Below are 13,708 nucleotides of genomic sequence, written 5' to 3'. Positions count from 1 at the left end.
AGCGTGAGCTTAGTTATACCACTGACCTTGGTAGTTTTGTGGGTAACATGCCCATTGGTTGTAGGAGTTAATTTTATAACCGTAGAAAGCAACACCATTTTGACCACGGTATTGAGTACAGCCAGCTTCTGGCAAACAAGTTCCGTTAACCAAAACATAACCGCTTTGACCGTTACAAGTTGGTGTACCAGTAGTAGTTGAAGAGCCGCCGTAAGTGCCCGCGATACAAGTATTTGTAGTGTAATCAAATCCGAAGTTTGTAGCATAACCCATTTGAGTACATTGAGCAGTCGGCAAGCATCCTTTGTTATTCACATAGGCATAGCCCACACCGCAAGAGTTTGCTGCTGTGTTTGAAGACCCGTTGGAATTGCTCTTAGAACAATTGGCCAAAAATAAAGTCATTCCCGTCAAAAGAATCGTAAGAATTGTTTTCGTTTTCATATCATCCCTCTTTGTTAAAAAAAACGTCTCACTTGGGTAATACTCAAGGTTCGTGCCATCCCGTGGCATGGGGTTTCTGCGTTTAACTGGATCTGAGCGCATCATTCTGAGACACAAAGCGAAAGGGACGGAAAATGTTAGACAGTTGTTAGGGCTGACATTCCATAATCCTGCAACATTTAGGGACTAGTATTATCTGTATGAACCTGTTGGGAGAGAATCACATGACAGAGGAAATGCAGTTACACGTACTACTAAGTAAACTGACGCTCGATTTCGAGACGGCTCTTGAAGAGTTTTTTCAGGAGTACAAACTAACCACCACGCGTTTTATCATTCTAAACCTTCTATATAATAGTCCGGAAGGAATGACGCCAACAGAGACGGCGAAAGCGGTGGGTGTTACCAATGCCACGATTTCGGCGATCATTTCTAACTTAAAGCAAATAGGGTGGATTCAATCCCGTCAGAAGCCAGGCGACAGCCGTTCCTATAGTATTGTTCTTTCTGAAACTGGACTGGAGCTTATGCACAAAGTCCTGCCGGTCTATAACAGTAACATCAGCCAATTGTGGTCCCAGTTTTCCAGTGATGAGAAACGGGATTTAGGGAACTTAATGACCCGGGTAAGTCAGCTGGTCGGGGTCATGAAAAAGAACAATTAATTCGAGTATTCAATTGGTTATGCCGATAAGAACCTTATGAAAAAGGGTCTTATTATTCTTGGTATCGCACTTGCTGCGGCCTTTCTATTTCGGGAAGGTCAGCGTGAGGGCGTATCGACCCTGGCTAACAACACCACCAAATCCTTAACTGCTCAATCAGACAAGTTGAATAACTTAGATCAAAATACGAATGTGAATTCAAATTCTGCAGAGAAGCCTGCGCCGCCAGCGAAGGTTGCGACAGCTACTCCTGCGCCGGAAAGCTCACCTGTTCAACAGATGCAATCCCGCGAATTACCTCCACCAGAAGCCATGATCAACCGCAAAGCCAGTGCGGAATTCGTTCGTCCCCAGTCTGGCGAACTTCGTAACAGTTTCCTGTTCAGAGAAACGGCCTGGAAGGTTTGGACTGGAGTGGTGGCTATTCCCGCTGTGGATTTTGATGGTGACGGTGACGTGGTCGGTCGCAGTGCTGGCTATGTGATTGTCAAAGATTCCAAAGTTGCTGGCGACGATCGAAACTTTTCCTTAAAAAGTCCTATGGTCGTTTTCGATGAAAACGACGGGATTGTAGGAATTGTTCCAGGCCGGGTGATCGTGGTTTTAAAAAATATCGAACTGTTTGAAAAAATCCAGAAGGAATACGGTTTGGCAGTGCTGAACCGATTCGATCATCTGCGCACGTTTTTTGTGACTTCATCGCTGCAGAACTTCAATCTAAGCAAATTAGTAAATGTACTTAAAAAAGATCCGCGCATCGAAAAAGTGGAACTAGAGATTGTGAGACACAACCGTGTTAAGAACTAAAAAGATCTTATCAGCGTTGATGCTCACGTTCTGCAGCGCAAGCTTAAGCTTGCTGCTGGTAAACTGTAATGGCAGCGGCTTTGAATTGGCCGACACTTGCTTCAATGACGGTGGCGATCCTTTGTTTTCCTATGCGTGGCATTTAGCCAACTGCGGTCAGGCCGGAGTTTCGCGAACTGGCGGAACCAGCGGCATGGATTTGAACCTGCGCGCGACTTGGTCGGCAGGGATTTTGGGTAATGGGGTTAAGGTTCGGGTCTCGGACGACGGACTTGAGAATACTCATGAGGATTTGAAGGGTAATTTTCAGACGGTTGCTTTGCGTTCTCGGGATTATTCGCTGAGTGCGACTCCGACGCCGAATTCCAGTGTGTGGACTTCGGCGACTGCTCAGCCTTTCAATTGCCCCAACGCGAATCCAAACCTTTCTGCGTATGATGATCATGGTACGGCGGTAGCCGGCCTAATTGCAGCGGTTGGCGGAAATGGTGTGGGCTCACGTGGTGTTGCGCCGAAAGCGCAATTGAGTATTGCGAACCTTCTGAGTTGCAAAATTGCACAAACCGATGACATGTTGATCGACCAAGCAACTGGAACTGATTTTGATATCTTAAATATGAGTTGGGGTGTCGATCAAAATAAAAAACCTGTGGTTAACACCACCTATGAGTCACAGCTTCGATACGCAGTAACAAACTATCGAAGTGGTAAGGGTGCTATTCTGGTAAAAGCAGCTGGAAACTTTCTTGCAACTGAATGCAATGATACTGCCTTCGACGGTATTTCTGACAACGAAACTGTATGCATCGGAAATTCGAACTTCGATGGGGATAACACCAATCCTTATCAGATCATGGTCGGTGCCTTGAATGCCAAAGGGATTGCTTCGAGCTACTCTTCTCCTGGAGCAAATCTTTGGATTTCTGGTTTCGGTGGTGAATTTGGTTATTCCAGCCCAGCTATGGTCACTACGGATCGAACTGGGTGTGCGAATGGATTCTCTTACACTGGCGCTTCAAATCTTCTTTCCTTTGAAAATGGTGCCTCTCCGAACGCAAACTGCAATTACACTGCGACTTTCAATGGAACCTCTTCGGCGGCTCCAACTATCTCTGGTGTTGCTGCATTACTACTGGAAGCAAATCCCAATCTCACTTGGCGGGACGTGAAGTATATTTTGGCGAAGACGGCTGATCCAGTGGACTATGTAACGACGGGATCTATTCCTCATCCACGGGCAAAGTATGTGTCCATTCCAACAGGATATTCTTGGGAACTTCCGTGGAGAACGAACGGAGCTGGATTCAAATTTCAAAATTGGTATGGCTTTGGAAAAGTGAATGTTGATGCCGCGGTTGCTTTGGCAAAATCCTATGCCTCAACGCTGGGAACTTACCATGAAAGTGCTTGGGCAAACTTCACTGGCTTAAATTTAGTAGTTCCTGCCAATAGTGCAGCAGGCGAAACTTCTACAGTCACGATTTCTGCCGCTGACCAAAATGTTAAGATTGAATCTGTCCAAATCAGATTGGAAGTTACCACAACGGATATTTCTGACCTTGCGATTGAACTGACATCTCCTTCGGGGATGCGCAGTATTGTAGTGAATATGCACAATTCACTAAAGGAATTGGATAACTACACAAACGAAGTCTTTTTAACGAACGCCTTCTACCAAGAAAGATCAACCGGTCTTTGGACTTTGAAAGTGATCAGTGGCGGAAGTTCAGCTACGATCACTTCTTGGGGTATTCGCTTCACAGGCGTGAAGTAAAAAGAGATCCAGCCTTTCGCGGCTGGATCTCTGGTTCTAAATTCTTTTAAATCAGATAATTTTAACTATTGAACTCCAGCCGCTTCGCGTGGAGGTCTTTCTCCGCCGGGGCGACCAAAGTGCGTTGGTGGTTCAAAGCCTTTTTCCTTTAAGCAGGTGTCCATCGCTGTTCTTTGCTCTTCGGTAGGGGCTGTGGGTCTTTGTCCTGGTTCCGGTCTTTCCATTCCTGCGGATTCAGCACAAGCTTTGAAAGCTTCTCTTTGCTCGGGGCTTGGACCGCGAGGTCTTTCGGATTGTTGGGCCAAAGCGATGGAAGCTGTGTGCAGGGAAACAATGGAAACAGCAGTCATTAGTAAATTTTTGGAAAACTTCATGGAATCTCCTTTTTCTGTTGTAAAGAGGGGGCTCGGCAAGTCCCTCAACTTGGGCCCCATGGTTCAATGCTAGGGGAGGATTGTTGAAGGACCGTGGAGATGAAAGGTTTTTTTGATTTGCCAGACTAAAGGATCTCGAATTGAGACGGTGAACGCGAAGTGAATTTGCAAGAAATAACGTTTTTTATTTAGGAAATTCCCAAAATTAGCCGATGACGTTAGTGCAGTACGGGGGATGAACTTATGAATACTATTAAAAAATTTCTGGTAGCAGGCGGTACAGTTGTGGCTTTGGCTGCAGTGACAGTCAGCTTTCAAAACTGTGCACCAGGCGCCGCTGAAGATGGCTCCAGCAACTCCGTAGCATCTGATGGTTTGCAGGGCGAGATCTACTATCCATCCAATGGCAGTCCGGTGGTTTTGACTGCAGGTCAAAACATCACGCTTAAAATTTCAAAGCCAGCAAATCTAAGTGATCTAAGCAGCTATTACTGGGTTATCTATGATACGACAGTAACAGCTTCATATATTGGTACGATCACGCAAAGTGGAAACTATTTCTATGTTTCTATTCAAGTGAAGTCTGATTTGAGCACTCAAAAAGACTTGCGTATTTATCTTTATAATCCGTCCACTAAAACTTACTTGGATGGCAACGGTGTGAGAATCAGTTTGCGTCCTTCAGTAAGTAATCCGTATTCTTCGGATTATGTGTCTGAGGTGTGTGCATTGAAACAAAACTCTGCTCCGACTTTCACTCTGACTAAATCTTCACCGTCTGCAAGTGCATTGTATGTATTTGATAACGGCGCGGGCGTAGGCAACATGTCATGCAGTATCGGCGGCGTCGCTTATAACTGTCTGGCACCGTCTTCTTGGCCAAGCAACTGGACATCTCAAACGTTCACAGTACAAGCCTTCAACCGTTGCGGTGTTTCCCGTACTCAGTCTTTCTAGTTCAAACTTATAAAATATACTTTTAAAGAGGGGGTCGCGCGACGCCCTCTTTTTTTTGGGGAATATCAGGTTTCCAATATCAAACACTTAATGCAGCTCCAATCGGATAATTCTCAAGTATTTGCACCTATTAAGGGCACAAACTCGACAGCAGGCATTGGAACAATCAACCGCGTATTGGTCTAAGTTCAGAGTTTAATTGGAAGCTGCTTTAACTTAATGCCGTTTTCATTTCTGTACTTCAGTTGGTTGTGACCGGCACACAGTATCTGCAAATTTTCCATCTGATGACCACCACCAGCCCACTGACTATGTTTGTGGTCTATTTGCATAAGCCAAGTGCTATCGCAGTGGCGACCACTATCGAGATCAATATACTGACAGGTTTTTTGGCCAAATCTGATTTTTCTAATATCACTCATTGCGGGCCGTGTTACTGCTTTGGCGCTGATTGCCATTCTTGATTGGGACTTTGAGTTATTCATTACTCTTGCCGCTGATTTAGCTATTACTGGTTTCGGTGTGGCCACCGCCACTGTGGCGGTGGATTCTTTTACAGAGGTGGGTTGAACTGAGCTTTTCGACGGACTTGCTTTTTGCTTGATCACCTTTTCAGATAAGTATTCTAGGAATTTTCCCAAATCATTGGAGCTGACCGAATGCGATAGCAATTCTTGAGCATGTTTGATTTTGGCGAATGTTTCTTTGGATAAGGTAAGCTCAATTCGAACACTTTCATCAGCCTGAACCTTTTGGAGGGTGGAATGTAGGACTGGCAAATCGAAGAAAGCAGCGACTTGTTGCTGGGATTCTGAATGGTTTTTCCCGCAAAGATCGTTTATTACTTCCAGTTTTTGTTTTGCGGACACTTTGATTTTATTGGTTTTGAAAACCTCGCGTGCTGCTTTCTGCACTAATGAAACTTGATTCAGCTTTAGTTCGCCATTTTGAATTTTTGTAGCCAGCGCGGGAACTTCGCGAATCAAGCGGGCTGCATCGATTCGGCGCTGGGCACTGCCTTCGGAATAGCCGACGCCCTTAACGAGATAGTCAAATAAACTGCCAAAGCCCAGATCCAAATGCAGTCGTCTTGAATCAATCTCTTGGATCGTCAAAAGAATTTCATGCAACAGTTCGCGTTCCTTTTGGGCGAGTGATTTCATTCTGTGATCTAGTTCTGATTTGTTAAGACCTTCCAAGTTCATCGAATTTCTCCTGTGAATATTTACGAGCACAATAGCACAGGTTTTTTTCAGTGAATTTACTCGGCAAAGACAATGCAATATGTATGTGACTTTATAAGTAGCTGCAGCTCGCTGGTTCGATGAATAGGAAGAAAAATTTTGAAAATAAGGGGGCGAACAAAATCTAAGCGTAATGGCGCAATAAGAAGCTCGTTTTTTGCGTCAATCAATAGTTTAGAAAAAATATTATTCTTGCGTAAGAATTCGACCAGTATATTTTCGATCATTCGATCATTCGATCATTCGATCATTCGATCATTCGATCATTCGATCATTCGATCATTCGATCATTCGATCATTCGATTACTTGATTACTTGATTACTTGATTAACTTTCGCGGATGGTGATTCGAATGCTTTTGAATTAATCGACAGTTGCGATGTTTCTATTTATCAGTTGCCACGATGGCGGTGTGGGATTCTGGGAATTGCGCCGTCACGGTTGCGGCGGCGGTTTTTTGGGATTTGCACCGCCACGGTGGCGGTGTGGATTTGATGTTATTGACTTTGATTTATCGGCCGGTGCCGACGCTCAATGTGCTGCCATTGATTAGCGTCGTTCCTGTTGGTGCGGGGACCATTCCTGGAATGGTGGCCGTGGTGTTATAGGTATTTACGTAAGGGGAGGTGTAGGTTGTGGATGTACCTAAGATTACTCCGCCTGGCATGGTGGTGCTGCTTGAAGTTAGGCCGGTTGGAGAGATGTAGCTAGTTGTGCCGGTATTGTACAGGCCAGTACCAGTTCCCGTGTAAACTCCGTTATAGTTTTGCATCACGCTCATTTGATAGTTCATTAAAGCCATTTGCTGTTGCAGCGCCATCATTGAGTATTGCGAGTTCATGCCGTTCATACCGTATAAATTGCCAGAGCCATACATACTGTTCGTTCCATACATAGCGCTCATTCCATTCATGCCATACATGTTGCCTGTTCCGTACATATTTCCCATACCGTTCATACCATACATATTCCCAGAACCGTACATGCCGCTGATCCCATTCATCCCATACATGCCGTTCATGCCGCTCATACCGGTCATCCCGGTCATCCCGGTAATCCCACTCATTCCATACATCAACGATGGATTTAGTCCCGTCATCGAAGCCGAACCGTACATTCCATACGGCGAACCCATCCCGGTGTAAATACCACCGCTCATTCCCATCATCGGTGAACCCATCATTCCATACATGGAGTTCATGCCACCCATCGTGTTAAGTCCGCTCATGGTATTGCCACAGCCGAAACCACTCTGGGCAGTTCCTCCGCTAAGGGCTCCATACATACCCTGACTCATGAACGGGTAGCCGTAACTTGCTTGAGTCGGGTAGCCCAGGTTCGCGTTGCTATCAACCACAGCTTGGGTGGCTTTATAGTTTCCATACATAGACGCTGCACCCAGTGCCACATTCGTGATTAAGCCCATGGTGTCAGTTTGAGGCTGTTGGTAATTGTAGTTGCTATTCTTAGCCATACACTCCACGCACAAGGAGCCTTCGGTTTGCGAATTCTTTCGGGCATCTTTGATATCTTCCTGCAGGTTTTCAATTTGTCGGTTCAAACCTTCGATATCAGTTTGAATCTGTGCAGATTTCTGCGAGTTCACACGATAGTTGCCCAGCGCACTTTTACAAGTTGAACTGTTCGTGCGGGAACCATTTGATCTGAAATTTGAATTGTCACAGACAGCTGTAAAGACAGCGCCTGACTTACTGGCGTCGCAGTACTTTTGCCACTCCTGCAAAGAAAATCCCTCAATGTCGAGCATGTTGGCATTGGCACCAAAAGACCGAGATTTTTTTCGTCCAGCAGATGGAAGCGGGCGGCCCTTTGGAGGTTTAAATCCTTCAGGCGGTTGCATGTCAGACGGGGGCTGAAAATCTTCCGGTGGTTCGCCCATGCCATCACCAGGCTCTTCAATGTCGGCGGTGACGGTGCTGCCATCATCGGATTGGTTAAAGCTGGTGTATTCAGAACAGCGGCGGGAACTATCCATGTGGGCCATCAAGAAATCAGCATATTCCTCAGAGAGATTGTTCTTAATATCTGACTTAGCGCGCGAGACCTCGCGGTCCAACTTTTTCTTTTCGCTTTTCTTCTCCGAGATTTCCTGTTTAAGTTCGGCGATCTCGGTTTGCAGTTCGCGAACCTCATCGGATTCGGTATTCATGGCCTGAGTAGGGGGCTGAGAGTATGAGCAGCTTTGATTTGCTCCCCAGTATCCGGTTCCCATCATCATCGGGCTCATCATTTGTGCCCATGACGGAAGTGCCGTCAGAAGAATAGCTATCGTCAGTATTTTAAAAAGCATAAAGCCCGCCTTGTTATATCACTAAGGTTAGCGGGCAAGTGTTTAAAGATTATGGATTAGGATTTAGGAAACCAAAACGAGACACGTCCCCCATGGGAGCCGTTGTTGTTAGTTAGAGCAACTACATTTTCAGCCTTTAATTCGCCACCATGAAGCTGAATGATTTCTCGCATGATCACTGAGCCAATTCCCACGGAGATTCTTTTGCCTGACGAACCATCCGACAGGATACGGCTGGCTTTTTTGTGGCCAAACTCGCGAAGTGCGGCTTCAGAAAAGCCGGGTCCGTCGTCGGTGATCGCCAACTGCAGTTTCGCTCCGTTATTAGCGATGCTGACTTGAATTTCATTTTTTGCAAAGGATGCGGAATTCTCGAAAGCATTTCTAAGCAGGCGGTCCACCAGTTTTGAAGATCCCATAATGCGACTGTTCGAGGCATCCAGTGTGGAATCGATTTTAAACCTAAGATTCGGGTAACGATTTTTAAATACCGTGACCTGATCCTGAACCCGTTCCAGCAAATTGATTTCCTCAGTTCCGGCGGAGTATTTCGGCTCCGTGATTTGCGCCAAAAATAGAAGGTCCTCGACCAGTTTTCCGAAGTACTCCACTTCTGAAAAACATAGGGAGACAATTTCCTGACGCTTTTCAGAAGACAATCGGCTTTCGCCCACTTGCAAGGTCTCTAGAAAACTTTGCAGCGAAGCCAGTGGGGTGCGCAGATCATGGGCAAGATCCTGCAAAAGTTGACGGCGCGCCTGATCGGCTTTTCGTAAACTTTCCACCATGCTTTCAACGTCATCCGCCATTTGATTGAAGGCCTGCACCAGGGGCGCCAGCTCCTCCACTTTTTTCGTCGGCAGGCGGGCGGAGAGATTTCCATGACGAAGTTCATTCAAAACCTGGAATGCTTCATTCGCGCGGTCGCGGTAGCGGGAGAATTGATAAATCAATGCCACCGCAACTGAAACCAAAGTGAAAACAATCAGAAACCCGAAAGTAATAAACATCGGATTTTTTCGGGACATAAGTGGTGGGGGACCTCCAGGTCCTCCCATGCCAGGTCCACCGGGCCCTGAACGGGGTGGTGGTGGTGCGCCCATTGCAGACGGCGGGGGTGGCATACCAAATCCTGGAGGAGGCAGGAAGCGATGAACGAAATAGACACCTGGGAATTTTGTTTTTGAGACTTCCAATTTAGGCGGACCAAATTCCATTTCGCCAAAGCGCACGGATTTATCCTGAAGCAGTGAATTGGTTTCGGCCTCTGTTAATCCACGAGGCAAAACCGGGTCACCATTTATCAGGCTTTTTCCGGATTTATCCACCAGCTCAAATCGTAAAAAATTATCAGAGTTGTTGCTGGCCTGAAGTTTTTGAAAAGCCACAATCGGATCACTATCCAACTGTTCATAAAGATTTCTTAGAAGGTAGTTCGGTGGTCTGACATAGCGAACCGGAGTGGAGCGATCCAAATAGGCAACCAACCATGTGGATCCAAAGGCCATAAAGATGAAAACGATAATGATCGACACGAAAATAAAATAATTTCGGCCCAACAGTGAACGTCGCGTGATCATGGGGTTTTCTCCAGGCGATACCCCTGTCCATAGACGGAGTTGATTTTAACGTTTGCAATGCCGTTCTTGCTAAGCTTTGAACGAATATGACTGATATGGGAATCGACTGTGCGATCAAAGAGTTCTTCCCCGGAGGACAAACTAGAAATCAGCTTTTCCCGGGAAATGATAGTTTCCGGATTTTCAAAGAACACTCTTAGAATCTCAAATTCACGGCGGTTCAGGGTTACGAGGCCTTCCTCGGTTTTTAGGACCTGTTGGTTTTTAATCAAAGCCAGCCCGGCAAACCGTAGAATATCCAGAACCGGTTTACGCTCGCTGAGCTGGTTCTTGATTCGCGCCATGATTTCTTTTTGCCCGAAGGGCTTACGGATATAATCATTGGCGCCATGCTCAAAGCCCCTTACGACGCTTTCTTCATCAGTGCGTGCGGTTAAGAACATGATGGGAGAAGTGATGCCCTCGGAGCGAAGCCATTCGCAGAACTCATAGCCATTGCCATCAGGTAAATTCACATCCAGCAAGAATAGATCGATACCCGGCTGAGTCTTGAAAATCTCGCGGCCTGACGACAGAGTCTGCGCCCAATGAACATCGAACTGTTCCAGTTCCAATTGGATCTGAATTGCTTTACCCAGAATGGGGTCGTCTTCTAGTAGGAATATTTTAGCTGCCATAATCTCTCTCTAAGGTATCAAAACATACCCCTGCGCTTAAGTTTCATTTTGAAGGAGGATTGTGGAGAGAGTGTGGAGCTGGACAAAGGTCTCAGAACGAGACGGTAAGTAAACCGGAGGCAGTAAAAGAAGGGGAGGATTTAACTCCTCCCCCGTTTCATGGAGTTACTTTAGATCTTCAAGGCAACGCATTGCCGGATCACGTTGTTCTGGAGTCAGGATGTCGAAGAATACTTTTAGGCTGAAATCGCCCATTAGTTTACCCAATGCCATCATTTTTGAGCCTACGTCAGCCTGAGCTGCGATAGCGTCATCTTTTGTGGAAGTAGAGCTAGTGAACACTCTCTTCATTTCACGTTTGGATCTTTTAAGATCCATGCGCATTGGTTTCTTTTGAGTGTTGAAATCCAGATATGCGTTACGTAGGTCCATTTGTTGTTGGTCTGTCAATTTAACCTGTTTGCAGGAATCCGGCATTTCCGCTTTGGCATACACAATTGTATCAACCATGGAAACGGTTAGATCTTCGTGTGTGTTAGCAAGTGAAATTGAAGGGGCTACGAAAGCCGCAGCAATAACAAATTGGGTAATTCTTTTCATATTTTATATCCTCCTGTTTGTTGTGGAGTCTCGATTCAAGACAAGATTCGGAAAAAAGAAAACAGGAACTCGCGTTTTTTGTTGAATTGAATTGTTGGATTTTAGGATAAACTGTTACTAGTCAAATTTTTGTGTACCAGTGAAACAAACTCGTGTTTTTTTGGGGAACAACAGGGCTAGAAAAAGTTTTCAGTAGTTGCGAAGTAACAATTTTGAAGTAACAATTCTTTTGTATCGGGACTTAAGGGAGTATTTGTGACAGTTGAGCAACAATTGAATGAGGCACGCCAGCGAATCGGATCAATTATGGCAACGGTAGTGAAAGAAATGACTTCCTGTAAGGAAGACGTCGCTGTCACTTTCTCTTGTGGAGAGAAAACCACTATATATAAGGTGGATCTTCCCCAGGAATATCGCGGGAAGCTGATCGGAGCACAGGGTAAGAATATTTCTTCACTTAGAAATATCCTGGGTGCGATGGCGGGGAATCATGGATTCCGGGCGATTATTGAGCTGGTAGTTTAATTGGGTTTCCGCTGAAAGCCAGCGCGAAAATCGAAAATAGAAAATTGAAGTTTTTCAAAAAAGACAAAAGGCACCTTGAGGGTGCCTTTTGTTTTTTTGAAAAAGCAGCAGGCCACTAGGAGTGATGACTGCGAATCATCCAGGCTGCTTTTTCGTGGAAGCTGATCAAGTCTTCATACAGAGTCACAGCACTGGTCTCTTCTTCTTGTTCCGCGGTTTCAAGGCGGGACTTGTAAAGCTGTACAAGTGTGGTGTGATCGGCTGTTAATATATCGATCATTTTTGTCGCACTTAACTTTTCGTCAGTGCATTCTTCCACGTCAGATAATTTTTTAAATGCCTGAAAACTGCCGGGAGCAGGGGATTTCAATGCTCGCAGAATCTCTGCCGAGCGATCCACGAATTTGGCAATTTCCTCGTACTGTTTTTCAAATAATTTATGGAGTGAAAAGAACAAAGGTCCTTCCACATTCCAGTGAAAGTTTTGGGTTTTCAATTGCAGGAAGTATTCATCTGCCAGAGTTTTCTTTAACTCACCGACCGTCCCTGTCTGAACATTTTTATCAGTGTCTTTCTGAGCGCCTTTCGCAGAGGCCTTATTGAAAGTGTGGACGGTGCCGCTGGTTGTATCTTTTTGTGCTGTATATTTCATGGTTTCCTCCTAGGGCAAATCCTGATGACGCTTTTAGGATAGGCCCGTGAAAGATAAATGAAAAATCTTCTTTTGTTATGGAAGGTATAGGCAAAAACTATCTGTCCCAGGGCAGACTAAGAGCGATGTCCTAAGGGATTATCGACTTTTACCTGCTGTTTGTTTTTGGTTAAAGATATGTCTTCTGGCAAGGAGCCCACGATCGCTTCAATAAAGGCCTTAAGTAACGCCTTACGCTGAAAGTGGGGGCCATGCAGCAGACTTACTTCTCTTGTCGGCACGGGGTTCGAGAACGGCTTTAAACGCTTTTTATCCTTCACTTCATCTGTCGCTAGTAGTGGAAGCAAGGTAAACCCATCGCCCTGATCGACGAGCTTTTTAAGAGTTTCCAAGCTTCCGCCTTCAAAAGAGAAGTTCGATGATGGACTCATATTTTTTCTGTTTTTGCACAAACCCAGGCTTTGCTCGCGGAAGCAGTGACCTTCACTCAGTAAAAGCATTTCACTTAATGACAGATCAGTCTCGTCTATATGTTTTTTTTGTAACAGTGAATGATGAGGAGAAAAATAAGCAATAAATGGTTCGTAGAAAAGAACCTTGGTCGCGATGTTGACGTCATCAATCGGTGTGACCGCAATTCCCAGGTCCAAAGAATTATTGCGTATTTTTTCAACCAGCGACTGTGTTTCAAGCTCGTCAATCACCAGATGGACATGTGGATACTTTGTCATGAATTTGTTTAGGAAAAGGGGAAGCAGATACGGTGCCAAAGTGGGTATGATGCCGATTCGTAAAGTCCCACTCATCGCTCCTTTGTTTTCGTCGACGATTTCCCGAATGTGTTGAGAGTGCTGAATGACGATGCGTGCTTGTTGCAAAACCAATTCGCCGACTTGAGTGGGGCGAACGGGCTGCTTTGTGCGGTCAAACAAAATTACATTGAGCTCGTCCTCGAGCTTTTGAATCTGCATGCTAAGTGTAGGTTGTGTAACGTGACACTGAACAGCCGCTTGGCTAAAACTCCCGGTGTCGCCGACTGCTAAGATGTATTCAAGTTGTGTGAGTGTCATGAGATAAGAGTGCACTTGCTAAAATAGT

The 13,708-nt window shown here is 45.5% G+C and carries 14 protein-coding genes; 5 read left to right on the top strand and 9 right to left on the bottom strand.

Features of this window, described 5'->3' with window-relative positions:
- Positions 1-9: 9 nt before the first annotated feature.
- Positions 10-444 (bottom strand): hypothetical protein, encoded by a 435-nt coding sequence (locus ACLWNV_RS12275; RefSeq protein ID WP_413584732.1) that lies wholly within the window; start codon positions 442-444, stop codon positions 10-12.
- A gap of 200 nt (positions 445-644) precedes the next feature.
- Between ACLWNV_RS12275 and ACLWNV_RS12270 the strand changes: the two genes are divergently transcribed.
- Genes ACLWNV_RS12270 through ACLWNV_RS12260 form a run of 3 tightly spaced genes read left to right on the top strand, consistent with a single transcriptional unit; the run spans position 645 to position 3,690 of the window.
- Entirely contained in the window at positions 645-1,109 is a 465-nt protein-coding gene (locus ACLWNV_RS12270; protein WP_413584731.1) for a MarR family winged helix-turn-helix transcriptional regulator, read from the top strand.
- Between the two features lie 36 nt (positions 1,110-1,145).
- Complete coding sequence (locus ACLWNV_RS12265; protein WP_413584730.1) at positions 1,146-1,916, top strand: hypothetical protein; 771 nt, start codon at positions 1,146-1,148, stop codon at positions 1,914-1,916.
- On the top strand, positions 1,903-3,690 hold the full coding sequence (locus ACLWNV_RS12260) for a S8 family serine peptidase (protein ID WP_413584729.1): 1,788 nt from the start codon (positions 1,903-1,905) through the stop codon (positions 3,688-3,690). The genes ACLWNV_RS12265 and ACLWNV_RS12260 overlap by 14 nt, the downstream gene beginning before the upstream one ends.
- Before the next feature lie 65 nt (positions 3,691-3,755).
- On the opposite strand, the gene ACLWNV_RS12255 is transcribed toward ACLWNV_RS12260, so the two are convergent.
- Complete coding sequence (locus tag ACLWNV_RS12255) at positions 3,756-4,064, bottom strand: hypothetical protein (protein WP_413584728.1); 309 nt, start codon at positions 4,062-4,064, stop codon at positions 3,756-3,758.
- A gap of 243 nt (positions 4,065-4,307) precedes the next feature.
- Between ACLWNV_RS12255 and ACLWNV_RS12250 the strand changes: the two genes are divergently transcribed.
- Complete coding sequence (locus ACLWNV_RS12250) at positions 4,308-5,021, top strand: hypothetical protein (protein ID WP_413584727.1); 714 nt, start codon at positions 4,308-4,310, stop codon at positions 5,019-5,021.
- Positions 5,022-5,209: 188 nt separating this feature from the next.
- On the opposite strand, the gene ACLWNV_RS12245 is transcribed toward ACLWNV_RS12250, so the two are convergent.
- The 5 genes from ACLWNV_RS12245 to ACLWNV_RS12225 form a co-directional block, all read right to left on the bottom strand.
- A complete protein-coding gene (locus tag ACLWNV_RS12245; RefSeq protein WP_413584726.1) occupies positions 5,210-6,100 on the bottom strand; it encodes an HNH endonuclease in 891 nt (296 codons plus the stop codon).
- A 676-nt stretch (positions 6,101-6,776) separates the two neighbouring features.
- Entirely contained in the window at positions 6,777-8,576 is a 1,800-nt protein-coding gene (locus ACLWNV_RS12240) for a hypothetical protein (RefSeq protein WP_413584725.1), read from the bottom strand.
- Positions 8,577-8,632: 56 nt separating this feature from the next.
- Positions 8,633-10,156, bottom strand: a complete 1,524-nt coding sequence (locus tag ACLWNV_RS12235; protein ID WP_413584724.1) for a histidine kinase dimerization/phospho-acceptor domain-containing protein — start codon at positions 10,154-10,156, stop codon at positions 8,633-8,635.
- The gene (locus tag ACLWNV_RS12230) at positions 10,153-10,833 is read right to left on the bottom strand and encodes a response regulator transcription factor (RefSeq protein ID WP_413584723.1); all 681 of its coding nucleotides are present in this window, start codon (positions 10,831-10,833) and stop codon (positions 10,153-10,155) included. Before ACLWNV_RS12230 ends, ACLWNV_RS12235 begins: the two co-directional genes overlap by 4 nt.
- Before the next feature lie 165 nt (positions 10,834-10,998).
- Entirely contained in the window at positions 10,999-11,433 is a 435-nt protein-coding gene (locus ACLWNV_RS12225) for a Spy/CpxP family protein refolding chaperone (protein WP_413584722.1), read from the bottom strand.
- 255 nt (positions 11,434-11,688) lie between these two features.
- Here ACLWNV_RS12225 and ACLWNV_RS12220 point away from each other — a divergent pair, with 255 nt between their 5' ends.
- On the top strand, positions 11,689-11,958 hold the full coding sequence (locus ACLWNV_RS12220) for a KH domain-containing protein (protein ID WP_413584721.1): 270 nt from the start codon (positions 11,689-11,691) through the stop codon (positions 11,956-11,958).
- 115 nt (positions 11,959-12,073) lie between these two features.
- On the opposite strand, the gene ACLWNV_RS12215 is transcribed toward ACLWNV_RS12220, so the two are convergent.
- Both ACLWNV_RS12215 and ACLWNV_RS12210 read right to left on the bottom strand, forming a co-directional pair.
- Positions 12,074-12,610: a Dps family protein gene (locus ACLWNV_RS12215; protein WP_413584720.1), complete on the bottom strand. Its 537-nt coding sequence runs from the start codon at positions 12,608-12,610 to the stop codon at positions 12,074-12,076.
- Between the two features lie 116 nt (positions 12,611-12,726).
- The gene (locus ACLWNV_RS12210) at positions 12,727-13,680 is read right to left on the bottom strand and encodes a LysR family transcriptional regulator (protein WP_413584719.1); all 954 of its coding nucleotides are present in this window, start codon (positions 13,678-13,680) and stop codon (positions 12,727-12,729) included.
- Positions 13,681-13,708: the final 28 nt, after the last annotated feature.

The organism is Bdellovibrio sp. HCB274 (genome assembly GCF_047306075.1).
Lineage (GTDB): Bacteria > Bdellovibrionota > Bdellovibrionia > Bdellovibrionales > Bdellovibrionaceae > Bdellovibrio.
This window is presented reverse-complemented; position numbering and strand designations above follow the sequence as displayed.

Excerpts from the sequence above, each read along its gene's own strand:
- ACLWNV_RS12275 (WP_413584732.1), bottom strand. The coding sequence starts at position 444 with ATGAAAACGAAAACAATTCTTACGATTCTTTTGACGGGAATGACTTTA.
- ACLWNV_RS12270 (WP_413584731.1), top strand. The coding sequence starts at position 645 with ATGAACCTGTTGGGAGAGAATCACATGACAGAGGAAATGCAGTTACAC.
- ACLWNV_RS12265 (WP_413584730.1), top strand. The coding sequence starts at position 1,146 with ATGAAAAAGGGTCTTATTATTCTTGGTATCGCACTTGCTGCGGCCTTT.
- ACLWNV_RS12255 (WP_413584728.1), bottom strand. The coding sequence starts at position 4,064 with ATGAAGTTTTCCAAAAATTTACTAATGACTGCTGTTTCCATTGTTTCC.
- ACLWNV_RS12250 (WP_413584727.1), top strand. The coding sequence starts at position 4,308 with ATGAATACTATTAAAAAATTTCTGGTAGCAGGCGGTACAGTTGTGGCT.
- ACLWNV_RS12240 (WP_413584725.1), bottom strand. The coding sequence starts at position 8,576 with ATGCTTTTTAAAATACTGACGATAGCTATTCTTCTGACGGCACTTCCG.
- ACLWNV_RS12235 (WP_413584724.1), bottom strand. The coding sequence starts at position 10,156 with ATGATCACGCGACGTTCACTGTTGGGCCGAAATTATTTTATTTTCGTG.
- ACLWNV_RS12230 (WP_413584723.1), bottom strand. The coding sequence starts at position 10,833 with ATGGCAGCTAAAATATTCCTACTAGAAGACGACCCCATTCTGGGTAAA.
- ACLWNV_RS12225 (WP_413584722.1), bottom strand. The coding sequence starts at position 11,433 with ATGAAAAGAATTACCCAATTTGTTATTGCTGCGGCTTTCGTAGCCCCT.
- ACLWNV_RS12215 (WP_413584720.1), bottom strand. The coding sequence starts at position 12,610 with ATGAAATATACAGCACAAAAAGATACAACCAGCGGCACCGTCCACACT.
- ACLWNV_RS12210 (WP_413584719.1), bottom strand. The coding sequence starts at position 13,680 with ATGACACTCACACAACTTGAATACATCTTAGCAGTCGGCGACACCGGG.